The 24,062-nt window shown below is 73.6% G+C and carries 23 protein-coding genes and 1 pseudogene; 11 read left to right on the forward strand and 13 right to left on the reverse strand.

The genetic code is table 11. The features are described from left to right. Positions 1 to 137: 137 nt before the first annotated feature. The gene (locus ABD832_RS21495; RefSeq protein ID WP_344898227.1) at positions 138 to 674 is read left to right on the forward strand and encodes a GNAT family N-acetyltransferase; all 537 of its coding nucleotides are present in this window, start codon (positions 138 to 140) and stop codon (positions 672 to 674) included. Positions 675 to 880: 206 nt separating this feature from the next. After that, positions 881 to 1,609 carry an Mce/MlaD family protein gene (locus tag ABD832_RS21500; protein ID WP_344898229.1) on the forward strand — a complete coding sequence of 243 codons (729 nt, stop codon included), beginning with the start codon at positions 881 to 883 and terminating at the stop codon, positions 1,607 to 1,609. Between the two features lie 66 nt (positions 1,610 to 1,675). Here ABD832_RS21500 and ABD832_RS21505 read toward each other — a convergent pair whose 3' ends face one another. The 4 genes from ABD832_RS21505 to ABD832_RS21520 all read right to left on the reverse strand — a co-directional run bounded on the left by ABD832_RS21505 (position 1,676) and on the right by ABD832_RS21520 (position 5,977). Then, positions 1,676 to 2,800, reverse strand: coding sequence for a glycosyltransferase family 9 protein (locus ABD832_RS21505; protein ID WP_344898231.1), 1,125 nt, complete (start codon positions 2,798 to 2,800; stop codon positions 1,676 to 1,678). A 64-nt stretch (positions 2,801 to 2,864) separates the two neighbouring features. Then, complete coding sequence (locus ABD832_RS21510) at positions 2,865 to 4,187, reverse strand: glycosyltransferase family 9 protein (protein ID WP_344898233.1); 1,323 nt, start codon at positions 4,185 to 4,187, stop codon at positions 2,865 to 2,867. A gap of 433 nt (positions 4,188 to 4,620) precedes the next feature. After that, the gene (locus tag ABD832_RS21515; protein WP_344898235.1) at positions 4,621 to 5,064 is read right to left on the reverse strand and encodes a cytidine/deoxycytidylate deaminase family protein; all 444 of its coding nucleotides are present in this window, start codon (positions 5,062 to 5,064) and stop codon (positions 4,621 to 4,623) included. A gap of 31 nt (positions 5,065 to 5,095) precedes the next feature. Beyond that, complete coding sequence (locus ABD832_RS21520) at positions 5,096 to 5,977, reverse strand: RibD family protein (protein ID WP_344898237.1); 882 nt, start codon at positions 5,975 to 5,977, stop codon at positions 5,096 to 5,098. A gap of 132 nt (positions 5,978 to 6,109) precedes the next feature. Here ABD832_RS21520 and ABD832_RS21525 point away from each other — a divergent pair, with 132 nt between their 5' ends. After that, positions 6,110 to 6,775 carry an AIM24 family protein gene (locus ABD832_RS21525; protein WP_344898239.1) on the forward strand — a complete coding sequence of 222 codons (666 nt, stop codon included), beginning with the start codon at positions 6,110 to 6,112 and terminating at the stop codon, positions 6,773 to 6,775. 201 nt (positions 6,776 to 6,976) lie between these two features. Here the strand turns inward: ABD832_RS21525 and ABD832_RS21530 are convergent, their stop codons facing one another. Further along, positions 6,977 to 8,197 carry a damage-control phosphatase ARMT1 family protein gene (locus ABD832_RS21530; protein ID WP_344898241.1) on the reverse strand — a complete coding sequence of 407 codons (1,221 nt, stop codon included), beginning with the start codon at positions 8,195 to 8,197 and terminating at the stop codon, positions 6,977 to 6,979. Positions 8,198 to 8,293: 96 nt separating this feature from the next. Between ABD832_RS21530 and ABD832_RS21535 the strand changes: the two genes are divergently transcribed. Then, a complete protein-coding gene (locus ABD832_RS21535) occupies positions 8,294 to 8,926 on the forward strand; it encodes a helix-turn-helix domain-containing protein (RefSeq protein ID WP_344898243.1) in 633 nt (210 codons plus the stop codon). Here ABD832_RS21535 and ABD832_RS21540 read toward each other — a convergent pair. The 8 genes and pseudogenes from ABD832_RS21540 to ABD832_RS21575 form a co-directional block, all read right to left on the reverse strand. Further along, positions 8,907 to 10,262, reverse strand: a complete 1,356-nt coding sequence (locus tag ABD832_RS21540) for an FAD-dependent oxidoreductase (protein ID WP_344898245.1) — start codon at positions 10,260 to 10,262, stop codon at positions 8,907 to 8,909. The genes ABD832_RS21535 and ABD832_RS21540 overlap by 20 nt on opposite strands. 43 nt (positions 10,263 to 10,305) lie before the next feature. Further along, on the reverse strand, positions 10,306 to 11,652 hold the full coding sequence (kynU, locus tag ABD832_RS21545; protein ID WP_344898247.1) for a kynureninase: 1,347 nt from the start codon (positions 11,650 to 11,652) through the stop codon (positions 10,306 to 10,308). A 229-nt stretch (positions 11,653 to 11,881) separates the two neighbouring features. Then, positions 11,882 to 12,490 (reverse strand): LLM class flavin-dependent oxidoreductase, encoded by a 609-nt coding sequence (locus tag ABD832_RS21550; protein ID WP_344898459.1) that lies wholly within the window; start codon positions 12,488 to 12,490, stop codon positions 11,882 to 11,884. Positions 12,491 to 12,506: 16 nt separating this feature from the next. Then, positions 12,507 to 12,899 (reverse strand): annotated as a pseudogene (locus ABD832_RS21555) (LLM class flavin-dependent oxidoreductase); the annotation flags it as partial. 9 nt (positions 12,900 to 12,908) lie between these two features. Next, the gene (locus ABD832_RS21560; protein ID WP_344898249.1) at positions 12,909 to 13,319 is read right to left on the reverse strand and encodes a TIGR04076 family protein; all 411 of its coding nucleotides are present in this window, start codon (positions 13,317 to 13,319) and stop codon (positions 12,909 to 12,911) included. Between the two features lie 57 nt (positions 13,320 to 13,376). Then, a complete protein-coding gene (locus tag ABD832_RS21565) occupies positions 13,377 to 13,802 on the reverse strand; it encodes a nuclear transport factor 2 family protein (protein ID WP_344898251.1) in 426 nt (141 codons plus the stop codon). 20 nt (positions 13,803 to 13,822) lie between these two features. After that, a complete protein-coding gene (locus tag ABD832_RS21570; RefSeq protein WP_344898253.1) occupies positions 13,823 to 14,506 on the reverse strand; it encodes an amidohydrolase family protein in 684 nt (227 codons plus the stop codon). Then, positions 14,400 to 15,068, reverse strand: coding sequence for an amidohydrolase family protein (locus tag ABD832_RS21575; RefSeq protein WP_344898255.1), 669 nt, complete (start codon positions 15,066 to 15,068; stop codon positions 14,400 to 14,402). The genes ABD832_RS21570 and ABD832_RS21575 overlap by 107 nt, the downstream gene beginning before the upstream one ends. Positions 15,069 to 15,821: 753 nt before the next feature. Here ABD832_RS21575 and ABD832_RS21580 point away from each other — a divergent pair. From ABD832_RS21580 to ABD832_RS21610, 7 genes are all read left to right on the forward strand, one after another. Continuing rightward, complete coding sequence (locus tag ABD832_RS21580; protein ID WP_344898257.1) at positions 15,822 to 17,417, forward strand: ABC transporter substrate-binding protein; 1,596 nt, start codon at positions 15,822 to 15,824, stop codon at positions 17,415 to 17,417. Between the two features lie 13 nt (positions 17,418 to 17,430). Continuing rightward, a complete protein-coding gene (locus ABD832_RS21585) occupies positions 17,431 to 18,495 on the forward strand; it encodes an ABC transporter permease (protein WP_344898259.1) in 1,065 nt (354 codons plus the stop codon). A gap of 22 nt (positions 18,496 to 18,517) precedes the next feature. Next, entirely contained in the window at positions 18,518 to 19,507 is a 990-nt protein-coding gene (locus tag ABD832_RS21590) for an ABC transporter permease (protein ID WP_344898261.1), read from the forward strand. Next, positions 19,504 to 20,544 (forward strand): ABC transporter ATP-binding protein, encoded by a 1,041-nt coding sequence (locus ABD832_RS21595; RefSeq protein ID WP_344898263.1) that lies wholly within the window; start codon positions 19,504 to 19,506, stop codon positions 20,542 to 20,544. The genes ABD832_RS21590 and ABD832_RS21595 overlap by 4 nt, the downstream gene beginning before the upstream one ends. Beyond that, positions 20,541 to 21,506 (forward strand): ABC transporter ATP-binding protein, encoded by a 966-nt coding sequence (locus tag ABD832_RS21600; RefSeq protein WP_344898265.1) that lies wholly within the window; start codon positions 20,541 to 20,543, stop codon positions 21,504 to 21,506. Before ABD832_RS21595 ends, ABD832_RS21600 begins: the two co-directional genes overlap by 4 nt. A 183-nt stretch (positions 21,507 to 21,689) precedes the next feature. Continuing rightward, positions 21,690 to 22,904: a metal-dependent hydrolase family protein gene (locus ABD832_RS21605; RefSeq protein ID WP_344898267.1), complete on the forward strand. Its 1,215-nt coding sequence runs from the start codon at positions 21,690 to 21,692 to the stop codon at positions 22,902 to 22,904. A 14-nt stretch (positions 22,905 to 22,918) separates the two neighbouring features. Then, positions 22,919 to 23,980: a LacI family DNA-binding transcriptional regulator gene (locus tag ABD832_RS21610; RefSeq protein ID WP_344898269.1), complete on the forward strand. Its 1,062-nt coding sequence runs from the start codon at positions 22,919 to 22,921 to the stop codon at positions 23,978 to 23,980. Positions 23,981 to 24,062 lie beyond the last annotated feature (82 nt).

The raw sequence follows: 24,062 nt of genomic DNA on the forward strand, positions 1-24,062 counted from the left end.
CTCGGGCGGTCACCACGACCACCGCGGCCTTCGCGCACCTCGGGAGGTCCCCCGGGCTCCACGTGAGTGGACCAGGTGAAAAGTCACCACCTCACCCGGGGAGCGCCCGGCGGCGCCCGTGGGACACTCGTCCGACCATGGACGCCGAACCCATCGAGACCGCCCGGCTCACGCTCGTACCCCTTGCGGTGCACCACGCGGCCGAGATGGCCGAGGTGCTCGGCGATCCGGCCCTGCACACCTTCGTCGGGGGCTCTCCGGAGACCCCCGAACGGCTCCGCGAGCGGTACGCCCGCCTGGTCGCCGGCCCGCCTCCCGGCCACGCGGAGTCGTGGCTCAACTGGGTGATCCGCCTCGACGGCCCGGACCGGCTGGTCGGCTACGTCCAGGCGACCGTCACCCGTGACCGCGCGGCCGTGGCCTGGGTGGTGGGGACGCCGTGGCAGGGCCGGGGCATCGCCGGGGAGGCCGCCGTCGCGCTCGTCGGCTGGCTCAGGGACCGCGGTACGGCGACCGTCGTCGCCACCGTCCATCCCGATCACGCCGCCTCGTCGGCGGTGGCGCGCCGCGCGGGCCTGGCGCCGACCTCCGGCAGGGTGGACGGCGAGGTCGTCTGGAGATCGGACCGGGACGAACCCCAGGCCCCGGAGACCGGACGCCCGGAACCCCACTGATCGCGGGCCGGACGCGGCCGAGGGACGTCCCGGGTGAGGACGACCGGGGACGGAACGGGGCACCGGCGAGGCGGAGTGAGGACGGCCGGAGTGAGGACGGCCGGGGCGGGACGGAGCACGGGCGGGCGGATCTGAGTAGGGATGCTCAGGCGCGGCTGAGTGCCCGGCCTCTCCCGGGGCTTCGCGATCTTCGAAATGCTCTGATCATGAAATGGTGGATTTTTCTGGTCGCCCTCGTCGGCACGGTGGTCGCCGCGTGGCTCCTCGTGTACGCCGACGTCCCGCTGTCCACGTTCCTGTCCCTGGGACTCGGCGCGATCAGTCTGATCTGGCTGGTCGTGCTCCTCACCCTGCCGTGGAACCTCTATTTCGGGGCACGGCAGGTGGTGCACGAGATCGGCGTGTCCCGGGAGCGCGGCATCGAGGTGCCCGCCGGGCACGAGGCGGAGGCCCTGGAGATCGCCCGGCGGATGCTCCGGTTCGCCGTCGGCGGCCATCTCGTCTCGGCACTGATCCTGGCGGTCATCACCTACTTCTCCGGCGCGTCGGTGGGCTACTACTTCGCCGGTTTCTACCTGCTGAGCACGTTCTTCCGCCCGGCGGGCGCCTACCTGTCGCACCTGCGCGAGCGGGTCGGCACGCTGATGAGCGAGGCCCGGCATCCGCGCGAGGACGTCGTCTCGCTCGTGGCCAGGGTGGACGTACTGACCGCCGAGGTGGCCGCGCTGAACGAGACCACCGAGCGGCTCCACCGGGACGCCGAGTCGCTCCGGGCCGCCCTGCGCGACGGCGACGAGGCCCTGGACCGCCGGATCACCGGGCTCGCACGGCGTTTCGAGGACACCGTGGACGGTCTCACCGACAACCACGAGGTCATCACCGGGCTTAAGGCGTTCCTCCGCCTCGTCCGCGCCGACGCCCACGACCGGGCCTGACCCCCACCGTCGTCCCCACCGACGCCGGCATCGACGCCGTCACGGTGACCACCACCCGCCGGGCGCTCACCGTACGCTCACCTCAAGCAGGCGTTCCGCGGCGCCGAGGACGTCCCGCACACCGATCTCCAGCAGCCCCTGGTCGGGCCGGTAGGCGTACGGGTCCCCCTGGCCGCCCGACCAGAGCACGACGTGCGGTCCCGTCGGCGGGGGTCCCCAGAGCGTGGGCGGGACCGGGCCGAACATCACCACGGACGGGGTGGCGAACGCGGTCGCCAGGTGGGCGACACCGGTGTCCCCGCAGATCACCAGGCACGCCCCGGCCACCAGCGCGGCCAGCTCCAGCGGCCCGGTACGCCCGGCCAGCACGCACGAGGACGGCAGCCGCGCGAGCAGCGCCACCCGTTCGGCCAGGTCGCGCTCCCTGGCGCCGCCGGTGACGACCACCTCGTGCCCGTCCTCCCGCAGCGCCGCGGCGACCAGCGCGAACCGTTCCGGTGGCCAGCGTCTGGCCGGGTACGCGGCACCGGGATGCACGACGACCGGCCGGGACTCCCCCTCGGCGCGGGCGGGGCGCTCCAGGGCCAGATCGGCCGGGTCGGCCGGGATGCCGTACCAGCCGAGCAGGTCGCACCAGCGCGTCACCTCGTGCACGCCGTCCCGCCAGGGCGGTCCGGGCACGGTGGGAAAGGCCGGGTGCGCGTGGGTCAGCAGCCGGGCCGGACCGGTACGGTGCAGCGCGGCGACCCCGTGCGGGCCGCCGCCGTACAGGTTGACGGCGACGTCCACGCTCCGGCCGAGCGGCGGGACGTGACCGGGACCGGCGACGTCGCAGATCTCGTCCACCGCGCCGATCAGCGGCACCAGGGGTGCCAGGGCGGAGGGTACGGCCAGCACGATCCGGTGATCGGGGTGGGAGCGCCGCAGGGCGCGCAGCGCGGGCACGGCGGTGAGCAGGTCGCCCATGCCCAGGCCGCGCAGCACCACCATGACCGGCCGGTCCGCCGGGGCGGTCAGGGCCACCGGGGTCGCCGGGTCCGCCGGGATCGTCGAAGCCGCCAGGGCCGCCGGGTCCACCGGGTCCACCGGGTCCACCGAGTCCACCGGGGCCGCGACGGGCGCGTCCTCCTCCGGAGCCCCGGCGTCGGCCGGGAGAGGGTCCGCCTGTTCCGGCGCGGGGTCGGCGCTCATGTCCGGGCCTTCATGTCCGGGCCCTCATGTCACGGTCCTCATGTCAGGGTCTCCTTCGTGAACGTCATGTCACGCTCTCCTTCGCGAACGTCAGGCGGTCGACCGCCTCGACGACCCGTGCACTCGCCACCGACGACAGGCACGGATGCCCCGGGACCGGGCAGGTGACGGCGCGGGTGCCCCGGCAGGGCGCCCGCTGGTCCCCGAGGATCACCACCGGGACCCCGTACGGCGCCCAGCGCCCGGCCGGGACCACGGGGGCGAACAGGCTGACCACGGGCGTGCCGACCGCCGCCGCGAGGTGGGCGGGGCCGCTGTCGGCGGCGACCACGACGCACGCCCCGGCGAGCACCGCGGCGAGCTCGGCGAAGGTCGTGCGGCCCCCCAGATCGGTCACGGACCTCCCCTTCGCACCGCCCGCGCTGTCCGGTGCGACGAGCTCGCCGTCGCTCCAGCCGTCGATCCAGCCGTCCACCGCCGTCTCGACATGACGGCCCGCCCACCCGCCGGTACGAATGAGCTCGTCCCGTTCCGGGCCGCACGCGTCCCCGGGCCCGCCCCTCGTCCAGCCGCCCGCGAAGACCGGGCCGGGAGACAGGCCGTGCTGACCGGCACCGGAGGCGAGCCGCGCGGTGAGCACCCGCTCGTCGGCACCGCCGGTCACCACGACCCTGTGTCCCGAGCGCGCGAGGTCCTGGACGGTACGCGCCCAGCTCTCCACCGGCCACGCCCTGGCCGGACAGGAGACGCCGGGGTGGACGGCCACGTAGCCCGGTGGCCCGGTGAGGTGGCCGACCTCCGGCAGCGGGTGCCGTACGGCGAGACGCCCGTCGTCCCCCGGGGGGAGGTCGAACCCCGCGGACCGGGCCAGGGCGAGCATGTGTTCCGCCTCGGGCGGGTCCGCGCCCTCGTCGGCGACGTGCCGTACGTCGAGCAGCGAGCCGGCCTGGTCGGCGGAGGCCGCGGTGATCCTGAACGCGCCCGCCAGCCTGAACAGCAGGGCCAGCGGCAGCGGGGACTCGTGGGCCGAGGTGAGGATCAACGCCTGGTCGGGGGCCACGTCCCGGACGATCCGCAGCAGCCTCAGCACGTGCGGCCCGGTCACGGGTGGCACGGACGGTGCGGACGGTGCGGACGGTGCGGACGACGTGGGCAGTGCGGACGACACAGGCGACGCGGTCACGGGTGGTGCGGCCGGCTCGATCCAGGGGGCGCGCCACTCCACCGTCCGCGAGACGCCGGGCAGCAGGCGGGCCGCGTCACTGCCGTAGGGCCCGGTCAGCAGCACGACCTCTCGCGCGCCCGCCGCCACCGCCCGGATCGCGGGTCCTGCCAGCAGGACGTCTCCGGCGTTGTCCAGGCGGGCGACGAGCACGGTGCCGCTCACCGCGGGTCCGTCTCCGCGTCGTCCACGGAGGCGGCCGGCGGAACGCGGAAGATCGCCTCTACACCGGGAAATCTCATGGCGCCGGCCTCTCGCTCGATACCTACTGACTACCGAGAGCAGCGTTCTTCAAACCGAAAAATCGCATATAGAGGCAGTTAAAGGTATTAAGTGGTCGTCTTTATCACTATAAGTAACTACTTTGACGGTTATCTCATCCTTCGTTCGGGTACCTTCACCGCCGGACGGAACGGACGCGCCGGGACGCGATGGGACCCGGTGGGACGGTGGCCCGGTGGGACGGTGGCCCGGTGGGACGCGGTGGAACCCGGGGGACCCGGGGGACCCGGGGGACGCGCCAGGGCCCGTCGGGTGCCGGCACCCCCCGGACCGGACGTGTCCATCGGAACCAGGCCGACTCCCCCTCCGGGATCGGTCAGCCGGTGACGAGGTGGGCGTTGGGCTCGCGGGCGCGCTCCGCCAGCTCGGGGATCTCCAGCACCGTCACCCCGGCCGCCGCCAGCTCCTCGACCCCGTGGCAGTCGACGAAGAGCAGCGGCTCGCGCCAGGCCATCACCACCCGGCCCGCGCCGCTCTCCAGGATCAGGCGGGTGCAGGTCTTCGGGCGTGACCTGCGCGCGCTGCACGGCTCCAGGCTGCTGTAGACCGTGGCGCCGACCAGCCGGGGATCGTCCGGGTCGAGCTTGGCGAGCGCCGCCTCCTCGGCGTGCACGTGCGGGTCGGTCTCCCGGGAGTACCCGCGGGCGAGTTCCTCCCCCCGCGCGGAGACCACCACGGCCCCCACCGAGAAGGCCGTCCCCGAGGGCGGGCACAGCCTCGCCAGGTCGCACGCCAGCCCCAGCCAGTCGCGGTCGTTCATGCGCTTCTCCCCCCGTGCACGGCAGGCCGGATCAGGTCAGCAGGTAGCGGATCAGGGTGACGTCACCCATGGCGCGGACCTCGGCCACCTCCATCCTGCGGCGGCCGTCGCGCGGGAAGGGCCCGTCCCCGACGAAACGCGGGGCGCCGGGGTCGCCGACGAAGAACGGCGCGACGGCGAGGTGGAGCTCGTCGACGAGATCCTCCCGCAGGAAACGGGTGTGCACCGACGTACCGCCCTCGACCATGAGGCGGCGCACCCCCCGCCCGTACAGGTCGGCGAGAACGCGGCCGAGGGCGATCGGGTCCCCCGCGTCGACCACCTCGGCCCCGAGACCCCCGGAAGCTCCGACAGCCCCGGGAGGTCCGACAGCCCCGAAGGCTTCGGAAGCTCCGACGGCCCCGGGCGCTCCGACGGCTCCGGAGGCCCCGGAGACCTTGGAGGCCCTGGAGGCCTTGGAGGCGCTGAGGCCCGTGGAGGCCCCGGCGTCTCCGGACGGCCCGGAAACCCCGGTGCCACCCGAACCCCCGGCGACAGCGTCGCGCAGGCGTCCGGTGAGACCCGCCACGGCCGGGGAGGCCGCGTACACGATCCTGGGCGCGTCACCGGCCGTGAAGAAGGCGGCGGAGGGGTCCAGGTCGCCGGTGGCCGTCAGCGTCACCTTCGCGGGCGACGGCGGCAGGCCGCGCGCGACCCGCTCCCGCCTGCGCTCGGGCGACCGGACCAGCAGCCGGGGATCGTCACGCCGTACGGTCTCCGCGCCGACCAGGATCGCGTCGCAGGTCGCGCGGACCGCGTCCACCCGGTCGAAGTCCTCGTCGTTGGAGAGCAGGAGCCGCCGCGGCGTGCGGTCGTCGATGTGGCCGTCGACGGACATCGCGCAGCTCAGCAGCACGTACGGACGCTCGTCCACGCTCTCCTCCGGGGTCGTGGCACCGGCTCCCCGCGCCGGGCACCGGCCGATGGTAACAACCGGACGGGAACTCCGGGGCGGCCGGATTCGTCGTTCAGGGTGCGACGTCCCCGACGCTGAGAGGCATCCTCCGTGCGCAGTTCGTTCTTCGGAAATCTCGACCACGGCCACTTTCCCGGCCACTTCACCCTGCAGAACAGCAAGATGCTGCGGGTGGAGCTGAACGGGGAGGTGATGGCCCGGCAGGGGTCGATGGTCGCCTTCCAGGGGCAGATGGACTTCGACTACGCGGGGGGCGGGGTCGGCCGGATGCTGAAGAAGATGGTCACCGGCGAGGGCGCGCCGCTGATGCGCGTCCGCGGCCAGGGAGCCCTCTTCGTCGCCTACAACGCCGACGACGTGCACCTGTTCTACCTGGAGAACGAGGCGATCACCGTCAACGGCTCCAACCTGCTCGCCTTCGACCCGCAGCTCACCTGGGACATCCAGCGCGTGCAAGGCGCGGGCATCGCCACCGGCGGCCTGTTCAACACCACGATCACCGGGACCGGCTGGGTGGCCGTCACCGCGCACGGCGCCCCGGTGCTGCTCGACACCTCCCACGCGCCGACCTTCGCCGACAGCCAGTCCGCGGTCTGCTGGAGCGCCGGGCTTCAGGTGGGCGTCAACCGCACCATGAAGGTGGGGGCGCTCATCGGGCGCGGGAGCGGTGAGGCCGCGCAGCTCGCGTTCCGGGGGCAGGGGTTCGTCCTCGTCCAGGCGAGCGAGGGGCCGCTCCTTCCCCAGTCCTCCGGCTGAGCCGTCAGGGCCCCGCGGGCGGGACCCGGCCGTCCCGGTGTCCCACCCGGGGCATCGGACGGGTCCCGCACCGGACCGGCACGCGGGCCCCCGGGGCCGCCCTGGACGAGCCGGCTCGCCCCTTCCCCGTCAGGCCCGCATCGGACCGGCACGCGCACGCCGACACCGCCCCGGAGCCGAGCCGGCCCGTGGCCCCGCCCCTCAGGCCCTGGCCTGGATCAGCGCGTGGGTGCCGGTGGTCAGCCAGGGGCGGCCCGTCCGTTCCAGGGCCTCGACCGTCCCGCCGGTCAGGCCGACCGCGACCTCGGACTTCAGGGTGCGCAGCGCCGCGACCGGGCCGGGGAAGTACGCGGTGGTCTCGGCGAACGGGGTGGTGTGCGGCCAGGCCCGGTCCCCGACGAGGCGGCGGTAGTTCAGGTCGCCCTTCATGATCGTCAATGACGCGGAGGCGAAGTCGTCGCGCATGCCGACCGGCATCTCGCGGTAGGGCAGCGGCGCGCAGGAGAAGGCGTGCGCCCGCAGCACCAGCCGGTCCGACCCGATCGCCGCCCGCAGCCTGCCCGCGACCCGTCCCGCCTCGCCGCCCGCGGCCGCCATGCGCCGCAGGCAGGCCAGGACGTCGGTCACGGTGGCGTCGGACACGTAGTACGGCAGGGGCTTGACGTGCAGGATCACCTGGCCCGTCCCGCGGGCGTGCAGCAGGTGGTCGATCAGGACGAGGTCGGGGAGCAGCTCGCTCCCGGCGTTGTCGGCGACCAGGCAGACCCGCCCGGTACCGGCCAGCGACCACAGCAGCGCGCTGTCGTCGGCCACCAGCCCGGCCTCCCGGTCGGCGAGGTCGGGTCCGGCCGAGATCCGGAAGACCAGGTCGGCCCGGTTGCCCCACAGCGCCCGCAGGATCAGCGCCTGGTCCCGCTCCCCGGCGGGTGCGTCGGCCAGTGCGTCGAGCTCCCGGAGCTCCTCGTCGACGGCCTCGCCCTCCAGCTCGGCCTGTTTGAAGGGCTCGAACGGGTCCACGCCGCGCCACGGCCCCGGCTCGAAGTAGCCGACCGCCGACAGCAGCCTGCGGTAGAAGTAGCTCTCCGCCCACAGGAACGGCACCTCGTCCCAGCGCCGCCCGATGTGGCCGCGGTCCCAGCTCTCCCAGAGGTCGCGGTCGTGCGCGGAGTCCTCCGGCGGCGCCATGATCCCCTCGATCTCCTCCAGGAGCGCGTCCAGTGCCCGGTTGCGGCGGGCGTCGTACGGGGTGGCCTCGCGGACCCTGGCGATCAGGGAGGGGTGCCGCTCGTGCAGCACCCGCCAGGTGAAGGAGCCGGGGACGTCGCTCATCACCTCCGGCGGCTCGTACGGTGCCGGGAGGCCCCCCAGCCGCTGCCGGACATAACCGACACCGCCGACACCGCCGACTTCACCGTCTGCCATTTCCCACTCCCTTTTGACGCGCGAGGACTCTTGCTGTGAAATATGTTTAGCTACAGCGAACAGGCGGCCACGCCGCTCGACGGAGGGGAGCCGCAGGTGGGCACATCGGAGCGCCGGGGCGGGGTGGAGCTGGACCGTCACGACGCCGTCGGAGCCCGGATGCGGCAGTTCCGCAAGGAGCGCGGTCTGACACTACGCGGTCTGGCCACCCACTCCGGGCTCTCGATCGGGTTTCTCTCGCAGGTCGAGCGGGGCATCTCCTCGATCGGCCTGACCGCGCTCAACAGCGTGGCCACGGCGCTGGACCGGAGCGTGGCGGAGTTCTTCAACGACGCCCCGGCCGAGGAGGGCGGGGAGGAGGACCGGCGGGCACCGGCCTCCCCGCTGCCGAGCCACTTCACCCTCACCCGCTCCAGCACGGCCGCCACCGAGTACATCTCGGGCCAGCAGACCTACCGCATGCTCTCGGCCAGGGGCCCGAACCTGGTGCTCGAACCGCTGCTGGTGCACATCGCGCCCGGCGGCAGGCGGGAGAACTCCTACGGCCACGCCGGTGAGGAGTTCGCCTTCGTCCTGGAGGGCGAGCTGCTGTACGAGGTCGACGGCGTCGAGCACCGGCTTCATCCGGGCGACAGCGTCCATCTGAGGTCGACCGTCCCGCACAGCATGTTCAACGACACCGACCGGGTCACCACGGTCGTGTCCGTGGTCACGCCCCGCCTCTTCTGAGGCGCCGCAGCAGCCCGGTGGTCACCGCCGCCGCGACCGGTACACCGAGCACAATGCCGAGCGCGACGGCCGCGACCGCCCGGTTCTGGCGGGCGATGCGCCGCCTGACCTCGGCGTAGGGCACCGTGCTGAACGACACGAGCTCGTAGCGGGAGACGTAGCGGCCGGGCAGCAGCCGCTCCAGGCCGTGTTCGAGGCGCTTGCGCAGCAGGAACGACCGGGAGGCGACCTTGTCGCGCATCTCGACGAAGTTCTCCAGCGCGAGCTCGGCGATGGTGTCGGCGTGCTCCTTGCGGCGGCTCCCGTACAGGGCCAGGGCCGCGGGGAAGTCGTCGCCGGTCTCCTCCAGGCAGCGGTCGAGTTCCACGCAGTCCTCGAAGCCGCAGTTGGCCCCCTGGCCGTAGAAGGGCACGATGGCGTGGGCCGCGTCGCCGAGCAGCCCGGTCACCGCGCCCGCGCCGCGCACGTGCCAGGGCCGGGCCCGTACGGTGACCAGGCGCCCGATCGGGTTGTGCGCGTAGTCGTCCGCGAGGTCGGGCATCAGGGTGCGGGCGTCGGGGTAGACGGCGGCGAAGAACTCCTCGAACCGCTCGGCGGTGTCCAGCTCCTCGAAGCTGCCGGGCCCGCTCCGGGGCCAGAACAGCGTGCAGGTGAACGACCGGTCCGGGTTGGGAAGCGCGATCATCATGGCCTTGCCGCGCGGCCAGATGTGCAGCGCGCCCGGGTCGAGGGCGAACTCGCCGTCGCGCGCGGGGATCGTCAGCTCCTTGTAGCCGTAGTCGAGGTGGTCCTGGGTGACCTCGACCCCGCCGGGCAGCCGCAGCCGCTCGCGGACCGCGCTGTAGGCACCGTCGGCGGCGAGCACGACCGTGGCGGTACGGGTGACCGGGCCGCCGGGCGTGTCGAACTCCATCCGGCCGGAGTCGGCGTCGAGCCCGGTCAGCCGGTGCTCGAACAGGGCCTGGACGCCGGGCATGGCCAGGGACGCCTCCAGCAGGGTGCGGTTGAGGTCGGAGCGGCTGATGGAGTTGATCGCCCGCTCCCCTCCGGCGCTGTAGGACTGGAAGCCGAGCGTGCCGTCGGGGGCGTGCATCATCCGGCCGGACATCGGCAGCGCGGTCTCCAGCACGGTCCGGTCCAGCCCGATCCGGCGCAGCGCGTCGATCCCCCGCTCGGAGATGGCCAGGTTGATCGAGCGCCCGCGTTCCGGCGCCGCCGAGCGCGGGTCGGGCCTGCGCTCGTACAGCACGACGCGGTGGCCGCGCCGGGCCAGGTAGCAGGCCGTCAGGCAGCCGACCAGCCCGGCGCCGACCACGGCGACCTCCTCGGACCTCATGACGACCCCCCGCGGGACCTCGTACGGGACCTCAGCGGGCACCTCATGACGGGCTCACCTCCGCGGCGAGCGCTTCGGCCGCCCGCCAGCAGTCGTGGAACGTGGAGTACATGGGCACCGGGGCCAGCCGGATGACGTCCGGGCGCCGCACGTCGGCGAGGACGCCGTGCACCCGGTGCAGCCGGTCGGCGAGGCCGGCGGCGTCGGCGTCCCCGCCACTCCCTGCACCCCCGCGGCCCCCGCCCACCCGCAGGGAGAGCTGGGCGCCGCGCCGGGCCGGGTCGGCGGGGGTGACGATCTCCAGCGGGCGGTCCCGGATCACCTCGGTGAGCAGCCGTTCCAGGTACCCGGTCAGCGCCAGGCTGCGTTCGCGCAGCCTGGCCATCCCGGTCTCGGCGAACATCCGCAGCGAGACCCGGACCGGGGCCATGGCCAGGATCGGCGGGTTGGAGATCTGCCAGGCGTCGGCCGTGGGGACGGGCACCAGCTCGGGCCGCATCTCGAAGCGGGTCGCCTGCTCGGTGCTCCACCACCCGGCCAGCCGGGGCAGATCCGGGTCGGTCACGTGGCGCCGGTGCACGAAGCAGCCCGCGACGGCGCCGGGCCCGGCGTTGAGGTACTTGTACGAGCACCAGGCCGCGAAGTCCACGTCCCAGTCGTGCAGCGCGAGCGGCACGTTGCCGACCGCGTGCGCCAGGTCCCAGCCGACCCGGCACCCGGCCGCGTGCCCGGCGGCGGTGATGGCGGGGATGTCGAGGAACTCGCCGGTCAGGTAGTTGACCCCGCCCAGCAGGACGAGCGCCACCCGGTGCCCCTCGCGGGCCAGGTGGCCGACGACGTCCTCGGTGCGCAGGCAGTCCTCGCCCGGACGGGGGCGCAGCCGGACCACGGTCTCGTCGGGGTCGAGGCCGTGGTGGACGGCCTGGCTGCGTACCGCGTAGCTGTCGGAGGAGAAGGCGTGGTCCTCGATGAGGATGCGGGTCCGCTCGCCCTCGGGGCGGTAGAACGTCGCCATCATCAGGTGCAGGTTCACCGTGAGGGAGTTCATCACCACGGTCTCCTCGGGGGCGGCGCCCACCAGCGTGGCGGCGTCCTCGCGCAGTTCCGCGTGGTAGGGCAGCCAGGGGTGGGTCGCCCGGTGGTGCCCCTCGACCGCGTGCAGCGCCCAGTCGTCCAGCTCCGCCAGGACCGCGGCACGGACGGCGCGGGGTTGCAGGCCCAGCGAGTTGCCCGCGAAGTAGGCGACCTCGGGGTGACGGGCGGACGCGGGCAGGGGCGGCAGGAGGAACTCGGCGCGGCGGCAGGTCGTGTCCCGGGCGTCGGCGTCCAGCGCTTCCTGCTCGCCGGGCCCTCCGGTCCTGGTCGCCGGGCCTGCGGTGCGCTCGCTCATCGCGTCATCTCCTTACGTCCCCTTCATGTTCACTCATGCTGAACGCAGGTGAAATCGGGAGTACGAGAGGATTCGGGGCGTTCGCTTTACGGATGGAAGGTTCTGCGGGCATCGGGTTTCGAGGTGACGGAGCGTCACCTCCCGGGGCTCGCGAGGGGTATACCCGTTCCGCTCGCCCGGTCACCCCGCCCACCCCGGCCCCGGCCGCCCGGCCCTAGGGGCGGGGCCGTCACCGGCGGCCCCGGGTGCGGTCCAGCAGCGGCAGCACCGCACCGCCCAGCAGCTCCACCCCGCCGTCGTCGGTCAGCCCGTGCGGGGTGCCGAACTCCACCCGGTGCGCGCCCGCGTCGATCAGGGCCTGGGCCTGGGCGGCCACCTGCTCCGGGGTGCCGGAGAAGGCGAACAGGTCGAGCACGTCGTCGGGGATCAGCCGCCCGGCGTCCTCGTCCCGCCCGGCGTCGACCAGCTCCTTGACCCGGCCGAGCAGGTCGGCGGGGACCCCCGCGGTCGGATCGAGGTCCGCGACCACCGCGAGGTACATGGCGACCTCGGTGCGGGCCCTGGCGCGGGCCGCGGCGCCGTCGGCGTCCACCACGGTCACCGCCCCCAGCACGACGCCGACCTCACCGGGGTCGCGCCCGGCCGGGACGGCCCCGGCCGCGACCCGCTCGCGGATCACCCCGACCATCGCCGGGTTCGCGCTGCCGCCCACCTTGATCTCGTCGGCGATCCGGCCGGCCAGGGCCGCTCCCTTCGGCCCCCAGGCGCCCAGCAGCAGCGGCGGGCGGGGACGCCGTACCGGGTAGCGCAGCCGGGTACCGGGCGCGAGGCGGAACATCTCCCCCTCGAACCCCCCCGGCGTCACCGGCCAGCAGCAGCCGGACCACCCGCGCGGCCTCCGCCAGCGCGGTCAGCGGGCGGGGCTGGGCGATGCCCACCGCGCCGAGCCAGGTGCCGCGCGCCAGCCCCAGGTAGGCGCGGCCGTGCGAGGCCAGGTCCAGCGCGGCGAGCTGCCCGGCGATCTCGTACGGGGCCAGCGAGTACGGGTTGAGGCAGGCCGCGCCGAGCCGTACCCGCTCGGTGGCGGCGGCCATCTCCAGCAGCGGGAAGATCGGCGGCTGGTACATCAGGTCGCCGAACACGCTCAGCACGTCGAAGCCGTGCTCCTCGGCGCGGCGCGCGAGCCGCGCGTAGTCACCGGCCCGCTTGTCGCTCTGCAGGCCGAGGCCGATCTCGGCGGTGCTCATGGGGTCCCCTCAGGTCAGGTCGGCGGAGTTCATCCGGCGGCGGCCGGTCCGCTCGACCCGCATCACCAGCCGTTCCTCCGGGTCGGGGCAGCAGAACAGGGAGTCGCGCGCCAGCCAGTCCCCGGGGGCCAGGTCGCGCTGCTTGGCCGCGAGGAAGGGCAGGACCGCGGCGAGCGCGTAGACGCAGAAGTGCTTGCCGTCGGGGAGCCGCAGGTGCGCGCTCCGTTCCAGGGTGAAGCAGTCGCCCACCTCCATCCCGCAGACGGACCTGCCCTCGATGCGGTCGACCACGACCCGCAGGTCGTACAGCTCCATGTCACCACCGGAGGCGCCGTCAGTGCCGTCAGCGCCGTCAGTCCCCTCGGCTCCGGAGGTGCCGTCGGCGACACCTCCGGCGCCGGTGTTCGCGTCGTCGCCCATGCCCGTCCCCTTTCCGGCCCGTGCGGGCCGCGGATCCCTTCCGCCCATGCCGTGTCCTCACCCGTGCCCGGTGAGCAGTTCCGAGTGGTGGTGGACGATGAGCCAGTCACCGCCGACGCGGCGGAGCACGTCGGTCACCCTGCTGTGCTGGGCGGGCCCGCCCGTCGGCTCGGCGACCAGCACGTACCGCGCCACCCCGGTGTCGCCCCACACGTCGATCCGCTTGTCCTCGGCCGCCAGCCGGTCGAGTCCGGGACGGGCGCCCGAGGTGTCCCGGCCGTCCCGGTAGGCGTCCAGCTCCGAGCGGGTCCGCAGCGGTCCCGGCAGATGCGTCTCCCAGGTGGTCACCTCGGCGTGCAGGTGCCGGTCGAACCGGGCGCGGTCGGCGGCCAGGAAGGCGTCGTACATGTCGTCGATGCCCGCGGCGATCGCGGTGGCGTCCGCCCCGGCGTCCGTTGCGGAATCGATTGCGCCGTTGCTCACGGGCCCTCCCGTCCGGTTGCTCACGGTCTCTCCCATCCCGACCGGTCGTCGCGGACGACCCGGCCCGCCTTCATCACCCAGCGGACCCCGCGGAAGGCCGAGGTGGCCTCCAGGGGGTCGGCGTCCATGGCGATGAGGTCCGCGTACTTCCCCGCCTCGACGGTGCCGAGGTCGGCGTCGGCGCCAAGCCAGCGCACCGGGCCGAGCGTCCCGGCGTGCAGCGCCCCGGCCGGGCCGAGCCCGCCGTCGGACATGAACTCCAGCTCCCGCACCGTGGCGTTGGTCCCCTCGAACGCCCAGAACGGCGGCATGTCGCTGCCCAGCAGGACCTCCACCCCGGCGTCGAGGGCCATGGCGTAGCTCTCCAGGTGCCGGGGTCCGGCGCCGAGCGAGCGGCACTGCATCCACCCGGGCACGCCCAGCTCGTCGAAGAACTCCTTGCAGCGGGTGACGAGCAACGTCGGCACCAGGGCCGTCCCGTGCCGGGCCATCAGCTCCGCCACCTCGGGGGTGAGCTGGTAGCCGTGCTCCACGCAGTCCAGGCCCAGCTCGACGGCCTCGGCGATCACCGCCGCCGGTCCGGCGTGCGCGGTGACCTTACGGCCCCAGGCGTGCGCGGTCCGCAGCGCGGCGGCCATCTCGTCGGAGAACAGCTGCGGGGTGTCGATCCTCTCGTGCTCCCCGGCGATCCCCCCGGAGATCATGATCTTGATGAGGTCCGCGCCGGCCTTGATCTGAGCGCGTACCCCCCGGCGGAACCCGTCGGCGCCGTCGCACTCCAGGGTGTCGCCGCCCTCGTGCCCGTGGCCCCCCGGTGCAGACCAGGGCGCGGCCCGCGGTGAAGATGCGCGGGCCGGTCGCCCTGCCCGCCTCGATCGCCCGCCGCAGCGCGAAGTCGGCGTGGTCCTTCTCGGCGACGCACCGCACCGTGGTGACCCCGCAGTGCAGGGTCCGGCGGGCACCGTCGGCCATGTAGAGGGCCAGCTCGTGCGCGGTCATGTCCCTGACGCCGTCGCCGGCCCGTCCGGGCAGCGACAGGGACAGGTGGGTGTGCATGTTGACCAGGCCGGGGGTGACGTGCGCGCCGCCGAGGTCGATCACCCGGGCGTCACCGGCCAGGCCCGTCACCTCCTCGCGGGGGCCGGCCGCGGCGATCCGGTCGCCCCGGACCCACACCGCCGCGTCGGCGACACGCCCCTCGGCGGTGCTCCCCCGTGCGGCACGGGCGTCGGTGACCGTGCAGTTGACGATGACCACGTCGTTCATCGGGGCCTCCACTCCGTAGGTCCGGCGGGTGACGTCCGCCGGGACGCGGTCGTCGGCCGTGTCCCGGCGGACCCGGTCCCGATCATGCCCGGCCGGTCCCCGCGCCCGGCTCCGGAGCGGTACCCGCCCCGGCCGCGCGATCGAGCCCCTCCGGCCCTCGTCGCGGACGTCGTGCCCCATCGCGAGGACGTCGTGAACGCGGACGTCGTGAACGGGGAGCGGCGCCGGGGCGCCCCGCGGGCGGCCGTGGACGGCCCGCCCGTTCCGCACATGCCGTATGTTCTATCAGACGCGAGTTCAGTGAACAAGCGAACAACGATCGTTCACGAGCAAACCCCTTGCTCAGAGCGTGTACGATGAAAAAGAAAGATCGTTTCACCGACTTCTGTTCATGGAATTTCACACAAACGTCTCCGATACGTGACCGAGGCGCCCTAGCCTTCGAGGCAGGATCGAACCGGTCCCCGGCCCTCCGGCACGCGACGGGGCCCTGCGGGACCGCGTCGTTCCGGGGCTCCGCCACCGCGGACCACCCCGGGGCCCGAGGGGGCGGGACGGCCGCGGGTTCCGGCGTGCCCGGACGCCTGCCGGGCCCCGCTTTGCAGAAACATTTCCGAAAGATTACATATACGCTCACCTGTGGTTTTATCGGTTGAAGCCTTGACATAAAAGAGGTTGACCGGAATCGTTTGCGTCCTTGCGGAACCGTCTCGCGCCATGAGCCCGGTACGCGACGTATGAGAGGCGGACAGGATGGTTGGTCGTAGAGGTCTCGCGGTCCTCGGCCTGGGCGTGGTGGCCGCGCTGACCGCCGCCTGCGGCGGCGGCGGAGGAGCGGCGGGCACGGCTCCCACGAGCGGCGGGACGGGCGGTGCGGCGGGCGGCGGCACGCTGGTCGTCGACACCTCGTTCCAGTTGAAGACCGCCGACCCGGCCCGGCAGTTCGAGCCCACGGCGCAGACGGTGCTCTATCCCGTCTACGAGACGCTGGTGACCTACAAGGGGGCCGACGTCAAGACGGCCGTCCCCGGGGTGGCCGAGCTGCCCAAGATCGACGAGAGCTTCAAGAAGTTCACCTTCACCCTGCGCGACGGCGTCAAGTTCAGCGACGGCACCCCGATGACGGCCAAGGACGTCGTCTACACCTTCGAGCGGATCGCCGGCCTCAAGGGCAACCCGTCCTTCCTGCTCGACGGCATCAAGACCGAGGCCCCCGACGACAAGACCGTGGTGCTGACCACCGAGAAGCCCGACTCGGCGCTGATGGCCAAGCTCTCCAACCCCGCGCTCGGCATCGAGAACAGCGCGGCGGTCGAGAAGATGGGCGGCACCAAGGACGCCGAGAGCGACAAGGCCGAGCCGGAGTTCGCCAAGGCCTCCTACGGCAGCGGCCCGTACAAGATCACCAAGTTCGACGCGGCCAGCGAGGTCGTGCTGGAGCGCAACGACGGCTACTGGGGCACCAAGCCCGTCTACAGCAAGATCGTCGTGCGTAACGTCCAGGCGAACGTGCAGCAGCTCAACCTCACCCAGGGTGGCAGCCAGCTCGCGCTGGACCTGCGGCCCGACCAGGCCACCTCGCTGGGCGAGAACGTGACGGTCAACAAGACCGCCGCCGCCGACATCGCGTTCCTGCTGGTCAACGACGACCCCGCGGTCTCGTCGACCACCTCGAACAAGGACTTCCAGGAGGCCGTGCGCTACGGCGTCGACTACGCGGGCCTGCTGAACCTGGTGGGCGAGGGCGCGGTCCAGCCGGGCGGCGTCGTCCCCTCGATGTTCTCCGGGGCGCTCGCGCCGGCCGACGCCGTCAAGCGCGACGTCGCCCGCGCCAAGGCGGCGCTCGCCAAGTCGGGCATCTCCTCCCCCTCGGTGAAGCTGAACTACGCCTCCGACCTGACCTACAAGGGCGTGGGCATGGCCGACATCGCGGCCCGCCTCCAGCAGAACCTCAAGGAGGTCGGCATCGACGTGCAGCTCGACGGCAAGCCGGTGACCACCGCGCTCGACTCCTACCGCGCCGGCAAGGACGAGCTGAGCCTGCAGTGGTGGGGACCGGACTACAACCACCCCAACGACTACCTGCTGTTCACCCCGGGCCAGATGGTGGGCCTTCGGGCCGGCTGGAAGGAGAACGCGGCGCCGGAGATCACCGAGCTCGCCGACAAGGCCGAGACCGCCGCCGACGCCACCCGCGACGCCGACTTCCAGGCGCTGCAGAAGGCCATGAACGCAGAAGGCCCCTTCATCCCGCTGTTCCAGCCGTCGGCCGTGGTCGCGGGCGCCAAGCAGCTCGGCCCGCTCGACTACAACCCCCTGTGGACCGTCGACCTGACCACGCTGCGCTAGCCGGCGCCGATCGATGACGTCGTTCCTCACACCGGTCGCCGGACGGTGGTACGCGTTACCGGGCCTGCTCCGGTTCACGCTCCGCCGGCTGGCGGCCGGCATCCTCCTCGTCCTCGGCATCACGCTGGTCTCGTTCGTGCTGACCCAGCTGGTGCCGGGCGACCCGGTCACGGCCAACCTGGGCGAGCGCGCCGCCGCCGACCCCGCGGTCGTCGAGGCCTGGCGCCGCCAGCACGGCCTGGACCTGCCGCTGCCGCAGCAGTACCTGAACTACCTGGGCAACCTGCTCGGCGGCGACCTGGGCACCTCCCAGCAGAGCCACCGGCCGGTCACCCAGGACCTCGCCCAGTTCATGTCGGCCACCTTCGAGCTGGCCCTGGCCGCGATCGCGGTGGCGCTCGTGCTCGGCGTCGGCCTCGGCGTGCTGGCCGCCATGCGCCGCGACCGGCTCGCCGACCAGATCATCCGGGTCGTCTCGCTGGCCGGGGTCTCGGTGCCGACGTTCTGGCTCTCGCTGGTGGCGATGTACGTGTTCTACGCCCGTCTCGGCATCTCGCCGGGCTCGGGCCGGCTGAACCCGGGCACCACCCCGCCACCGGACGTCACCGGCCTCTACACCGTCGACGCCGTGCTGAGCGGCCAGTGGACCGTGCTCGGCGAGGCCGCCGCCCACCTGTGGCTGCCCGCCCTGGTGCTGGCGATCTTCACCATCGGGTCGCTGACCCGTTTCACCCGGGCCTCGGTGCTGGAGGTGGTGGGCAACGACTACGTGCGGGCCGGCCGGGCCAAGGGCCTGTCGCCGTCGTACGTCACGTTCGGCTACATCCTCCGTCCCGCGCTGGTCAGCGTGATCACCGTGGCCGGGCTGGCGTTCGGCAACCTGCTGGGCGGCGCGGTGCTGGTGGAGACGGTGTTCTCCTGGCCGGGACTGGGCGCCTACGCCTACCGGGGCGCGCTGACCCTCGACCTCCCGGCGATCATGGGCGTGAGCCTGGTGGTGGCCGTGGTCTACGTGGTCGTCAACTTCGTGGTCGACCTGCTCTACGCGGTCGTCGACCCCAGAATCAGGCTGGGGTGAGTCCCTCGTGAAGCCCGCAGGCATGAAGCCCGGAGACGCGGAGCCCGGAGGCGTGGGCCCCGGAGGCGTGGAGCCCGGAGGCGTGGGCCCCGGAGGCGTGGACCTCGCGACGGTGAACGCGGGAACGCCGGGCCTCAGGGCCTCCGCGCGTGCCGCCCGCCGCCTGGACCGTGAGGACGCCTCGGCGATGCGCTCGCCCTGGCTCAGGCCGCTGGGCGTGATCGGCCTGGTCATCCTGGCGCTGTTCCTGTTCCTGGCGATCGCGGCCCCGCTGGTCGCGCCGTACGACCCCATCGCGCAGGACTCGATGAAGCTGCTCCCGCCCTCGGCCGAGCACTGGTTCGGCACCGACCAGATCGGCCGCGACGTGTTCAGCCGGGTGATCTACGGGGCCCGGCTCTCGCTGCCGGTCGCCCTGCTGCTGGTCGCCGTCGCCTGCGCGGTGGGCACCCTGCTCGGCGCGATCGCCGGTTACTTCGGCGGCTGGGCCGAGGGGCTGATCATGCGCAGCGCCGACCTGGTCTTCGCCTTCCCCGGGATCATCCTGGCGATGGCCGTGGTGGCGGCGCTCGGGCCCGACCTGGTCAACGCGGTGCTGGCGGTCGTGATCGTGAGCTGGCCCGCCTACTCGCGGGTCGTGCGCGGCATGATCCTCAGCATGAGGGAGGAGAACTACGTGCACGCCAGCCGGTTGCTGGGCGCCTCCAGCCTGCGCACCCTCTGGGTCGACGTACGGCCCGGCGTGGTCGGGCCGATCGTGGTCCTGGCCGCGCTCGACGTGGGCAACGCCGTGCTGACCCTGTCGGGGCTGTCGTTCCTCGGCCTGGGCGCCCGCCCGCCGGTCGCGGAGTGGGGGTCCATGGTGGCCAGCGGCGCGCAGTACTTCGACAAGTGGTGGCTCGGCGTCTTCCCCGGCCTGGCGATCCTGCTGGTCGTGCTGGCCGCGAACTTCCTCGGCGACACCGTCCGCGACGTGCTCGACCCGCGCTCGGCACGCAGGGGGCGGGCATGAGCGCCCCCTCGGAGCCGGCCGGCGCGCCCGCGCCCGTCCTGGACGTCCGCGACCTCACCGTCACGCTGCCGCGCCGCGGCGGCGCCCGGCTGTCGGCCGTCAGCGGCATGAACCTCGTCCTGCGTCCCGGTGAGATCGTCGGGCTGGCCGGGGAGAGCGGCAGCGGCAAGACGATGACCGCGCTCGCCGCGCTCGGCCTGCTCCCCGGCGGGGCACGGACCACCGGGGAGATCCTCTTCGAGGGCCGCGACCTGCTGGCGCTGCCGCAGCGGGCACTGCGCGACGTGCGCGGACGCGACATCGCCATGGTGTTCCAGGACCCGATGACGTCCCTGCACCCGATGCTCACCGTCGAGCGGCAGATCACCGACCACCTGCGCCACCACCGCAGGGTGAGCAGGGCCGACGCCCGCGCGCGGGCGCTGGAGCTGCTGGAGACCGTGCGCATCCCCGGCCCCGAGCAGGCGCTGCGCTCCTACCCGCACCGGTTCTCCGGCGGCATGCGCCAGCGCATCGCGATCGCGGTGGCGCTGGCCTGCGACCCGAAGGTGATCATCGCCGACGAGCCGACCACCGCGCTCGACGTCACCGTGCAGGCCGGCATCCTGCGGCTGCTCGACCGGCTTCGCCGGGAGCGGGACATGTCGGTGCTGCTGATCACCCACGACCTGGGGGTGATGTCCTCGCTGGCCGACCGGATCTCGGTCATGTACGCCGGCCGGGTCGTGGAGAACGGCCCGCGCCGGGATGTGCTGACCGAGCCCCGCCACCCCTACACGCGCGGCCTGCTGGACGCGCTGCCGCACCCGGAGGAGGAGACCTCCGAGCTCCGTCCCATCCCGGGCCAGCCGCCCTCCGCCGGTACGACGCCCGCTGGCTGCCCCTTCCACCCCCGGTGCGCGTGGGCGCGCGAGTCGTGCGTCGAGCGGCTGCCCGGCCTCGTCGAGCTGGCGCCCGCGCACTCGGCCGCCTGCCCGGTCGACCCGTTCGGCCCGCCGCTCTCCGGTCCGCCGCTCTCCCGGGAGGTCCCCTCATGACCCTGCTCGACATGAGGGACCTGGTCGTCACCTACCAGACGCCGGGCAGGCCGCCGGTGACCGCGGTCGCGGGAGCCGGGCTCTCCGTCGAACGAGGGCAGATCGTCGGCCTGGTCGGCGAGTCGGGCTGCGGCAAGTCCACCCTGGGCAAGGCCGCGGTGGGCCTGCTGGCCCCGTCGTCGGGCACGGTCGTCTTCGACGGGACACCGGTGGCGCCGCTCACCCGGCGGGCCAGGCCGGTCGCCCAGCGCCGGCTGCAGATGATCTTCCAGGACCCGTTCTCGTCGCTGAACCCCCGCCGGAGCGTCGGCGAGCAGATCAACGACGGGCTGCGGCTCGCCGGTCACCGGCGCGACGCCGGGCGGGTACGGGAGCTGCTGGAGCGCGTCGCGCTGCCGGTCGACGCGGCCGGCCGCTACCCGCACGAGTTCAGCGGCGGCCAGCGCCAGCGGATCGCGATCGCGCGGGCGCTGGCCGCCGAGCCGAGCTGCATCGTCGCGGACGAGCCCATCTCGGCGCTGGACGCCTCGGCGCAGGCGTCGGTGGCCACGCTCCTGGTCGGCCTGGCCAGGGAGCTCGACATGGGCCTGCTGTTCATCTCACACGACCTGGCGATCGTGCGGCAGATCGCCGACGTGACCACCGTCATGTACCTGGGCACCATCGCCGAGCACGGCCCCACCCACGAGCTGTGGGCCCGTCCCCGGCACCCGTACACCCGGGCGCTCATCGACGCGGTGCCCAGGCCCGACGGTTCCGGGACGCTCCCGGCGCCGCTCCCCGGTGACGTGCCCGACCCGGCCGCGCCCCCCACGGGGTGCCGGTTCCACCCGCGCTGCCCGCTCGCCCTGCCCGAGTGCGCCGTCCGGGTGCCGGAACGGCTGGAGGTCGCCCCCGGGCACAGCGTCGCCTGCCCGGTGGTGAAGGAGCCGCTCACCGTCCCGCTCACCCCCCGCCCCTGACCCGCCCTCCGCACCCGCGGCCGGGGTGCTCCCGCCCCGGCCGCACGTCCCGTCCCCCGCCCCCTCCCCCCCGTCCCGGCCACGCCCCCCGTGCCCGTCCCGGCCACGCCCCGTGCCCGTCGCGGTCACGTCCCCGCTCCCGTCCTGCCCGTCCGTCCCCCTGTCCCGGAAGGAGCCCCCACCGTGTGGCTCGCGAACTGCAACATCGTCGACGTGGAGTCCGGCACGGTCCTGCGCGGCCGGAGCGTCCGGACCGACGACGGGCTCATCGCCGAGATCACCTCCGGTGGCCCTCCCCCGGGTGCCGACGTCCACGACCTCGGGGGCCGCTACCTGCTGCCCGGCCTCATCTCCTGCCACACGCACCTGTCGGTCGTCTACCCGTTCTCGGCGACGGACGAGGCCGAGAACCCCGCGCTCACCGCGTACCGCTCGGCGGTCCGCGCCCAGGACGCGCTGCGCGCGGGGGTCACCACACTGCGGTGCGTGCACGAGCAGAACCGCGCGGACCTGCTGCTGCGCGAGGCCGCGGCGCACGGCTGGATCGACGCCCCGCGGATCTTCGGCGCGGGCCGGGCGATCTCCCGTCCCGAGGGGCACGGCAAGGGCGGCGCCTGCGCGTACGCCACCGGCGCCGGGGAGTTCGGCGCGGCGGCCAGGCAGGAGCTGCGGGCGGGCGCCGACCACCTGAAGATCTTCATCACCGGCGGGCTGGCGCACGAGGGCGAGGACTTCGCCGAGCCGGAGATGACCGACGAGGAGATCCGGGCGACGGTGGAGGCGGCCCACGAGCACGACACCTACGTCGCCGCGCACGCCGGGGCCTGGCAGGCCATCAGGCAGGCCCTCGCCCAGGGGGTACGGTCCTTCGAGCACGCCTACGACCTGGACGAGGAGACCGCGCGGCGGATGCGCGAGGCCGGGGCGTTCCTGACCCCGACGCTCTGCGTGACGCGCTCGGAGGGCTGGATGCGGGCCAAGGGGTTCGAGGAGTTCTCCATCCGCAACGCCCTGGACGCGGCCGACCGGCACCTGGACAGCATCCGCACGGCCGTGCGCGAGGGCGTGCCGATCGTGGCCGGCACCGACTACCCGCCGGGCGACGACGTGGACGGGGTCAGCGCGCACGTGCACGAGATGCTCCTGCTGGCGACCGCCGGGCTGAGCAACCTCGACGTGATCCGGTCCGCGTCGCTGACCGCGGCCGAGCTGGTGGGGGCCTCGTCCCGTCTGGGCCGGATCGCCCCCGGCTACGCCGCGGACCTCATCGCGCTGCGCGACGATCCCCTTCGTGATCTGAATGCGTACCGGGACGTGTCGTTCGTCGGCATCGGGGGCCGTATCATCCGAGATGATGATCTAGGGGACACCCGGACGGCCGGACAGCGCCGGCCCTGAGGAACGGTGAGGACATGGCCGCCACGCTCCGCGACGTCGCGGCAGCCGCCGGGGTTTCGGTGAGCACGGCCAGCCGCGCGCTCTCGGGGTCCTCGGAGATCTCCGAGTCGACGCGCCTGCGGGTCTCCAGGACCGCCCGCTCCCTGGGCTACCGGCGCAACCTGGCCGCCGCGAGCCTGCGGACCCGCCGCTCCGGGCTGGTCGGGCTGGTGCTCAACAACCTGGTCAACAACACCTTCCACACGGTCGTGGAGGCCGTGCAGCGGCGCCTGGTCGCCTCGGGCTACCAGGCGCTGCTCTGCATCACCAACGCCGACCCCGCGGTCGAGGCGGACTACCTGCGGCTGCTGCGCGACCACCAGGTCGACAGCGTCCTGATCGTGGGCACCGGCCGGAACGTCAAGGAGGTCAACGAGCTGCGCGCCTCGGGGATCACCGTCATCGACCTGATCCGGGAGATCGAGGGCTCGCAGGGGCCGGCCGTGCTCGCCGCCGACCGCGAGGGCGCCGTGTCGGCCACCCGCCACCTGCTCGACCTGGGGCACCGCAGGATCGCGTTCGTGGGCGGGCCGCCCGAGACCACCTCGGGCCGTGACCGGTACGCCGGGTTCGTCCAGGCACTCGGTGACGCCGGCCTGACCCCGGACGCGGACCTGGTCCGGCGTGGCCCGTTCGAGGTGGCGTACGGGGCACGGGCCATGGGCGAGCTGCTGGGGGCGGAGCGGGCGCCGACCGCGCTGATGCTCGCCAACCACGAGGCCACCTACGGGGCCCTGCCGGTGCTGGCCAGGTCCGGTGTCGACGTCCCGTCCGCCCTGTCGGTCGTCGCGTTCGAGGACATGCCGCTGCTGGAGTGGTGGAGCCCGCCGATCACGGTCGTCGACACCGGCGCCCACGAGCTCGGCAGGCTCGCCGTCGAGCTCCTGCTGCGCTCGATCGACGGCCAGGAGCTGAAACCGCGCCGCTACACCGTCGGCGCCGAGCTCGTCGTCCGCTCCTCCACCGCGCCGCCCCCGTCGCCGCCCGTGTCCGTCGATCCGCCTCCCGGGGAGCCCCCGGCCACGGAGGCGGGCTGAGCGGCGCGTACGGCCCGTACCCCTGACAGGGGCACGGACCGGACCGGCCGGGCGGACGTCCGCCCGGGCCGGGGTCCCGGCG

This window comes from Streptosporangium longisporum, from assembly GCF_039534895.1.
GTDB classification, from domain to species: domain Bacteria; phylum Actinomycetota; class Actinomycetes; order Streptosporangiales; family Streptosporangiaceae; genus Streptosporangium; species Streptosporangium longisporum.

Coding starts and splice junctions, on each gene's coding strand:
- ABD832_RS21505 (WP_344898231.1), bottom strand. CDS start 2,800: ATGAGCGCCGACCCCGCGCCGGAACAGGCGGACCCTCTCCCGGCCGAC.
- ABD832_RS21515 (WP_344898235.1), bottom strand. CDS start 5,064: ATGAACGACCGCGACTGGCTGGGGCTGGCGTGCGACCTGGCGAGGCTG.
- ABD832_RS21580 (WP_344898257.1), top strand. CDS start 15,822: ATGGTTGGTCGTAGAGGTCTCGCGGTCCTCGGCCTGGGCGTGGTGGCC.
- ABD832_RS21575 (WP_344898255.1), bottom strand. CDS start 15,068: ATGAACGACGTGGTCATCGTCAACTGCACGGTCACCGACGCCCGTGCC.
- ABD832_RS21590 (WP_344898261.1), top strand. CDS start 18,518: ATGAAGCCCGGAGACGCGGAGCCCGGAGGCGTGGGCCCCGGAGGCGTG.
- ABD832_RS21540 (WP_344898245.1), bottom strand. CDS start 10,262: ATGAGGTCCGAGGAGGTCGCCGTGGTCGGCGCCGGGCTGGTCGGCTGC.
- ABD832_RS21585 (WP_344898259.1), top strand. CDS start 17,431: ATGACGTCGTTCCTCACACCGGTCGCCGGACGGTGGTACGCGTTACCG.
- ABD832_RS21610 (WP_344898269.1), top strand. CDS start 22,919: ATGGCCGCCACGCTCCGCGACGTCGCGGCAGCCGCCGGGGTTTCGGTG.
- ABD832_RS21500 (WP_344898229.1), top strand. CDS start 881: ATGAAATGGTGGATTTTTCTGGTCGCCCTCGTCGGCACGGTGGTCGCC.
- ABD832_RS21560 (WP_344898249.1), bottom strand. CDS start 13,319: ATGGGCGACGACGCGAACACCGGCGCCGGAGGTGTCGCCGACGGCACC.
- ABD832_RS21570 (WP_344898253.1), bottom strand. CDS start 14,506: ATGATCTCCGGGGGGATCGCCGGGGAGCACGAGAGGATCGACACCCCG.
- ABD832_RS21495 (WP_344898227.1), top strand. CDS start 138: ATGGACGCCGAACCCATCGAGACCGCCCGGCTCACGCTCGTACCCCTT.
- ABD832_RS21550 (WP_344898459.1), bottom strand. CDS start 12,490: ATGTTCCGCCTCGCGCCCGGTACCCGGCTGCGCTACCCGGTACGGCGT.
- ABD832_RS21595 (WP_344898263.1), top strand. CDS start 19,504: ATGAGCGCCCCCTCGGAGCCGGCCGGCGCGCCCGCGCCCGTCCTGGAC.
- kynU (WP_344898247.1), bottom strand. CDS start 11,652: ATGAGCGAGCGCACCGCAGGCCCGGCGACCAGGACCGGAGGGCCCGGC.
- ABD832_RS21530 (WP_344898241.1), bottom strand. CDS start 8,197: ATGGCAGACGGTGAAGTCGGCGGTGTCGGCGGTGTCGGTTATGTCCGG.
- ABD832_RS21600 (WP_344898265.1), top strand. CDS start 20,541: ATGACCCTGCTCGACATGAGGGACCTGGTCGTCACCTACCAGACGCCG.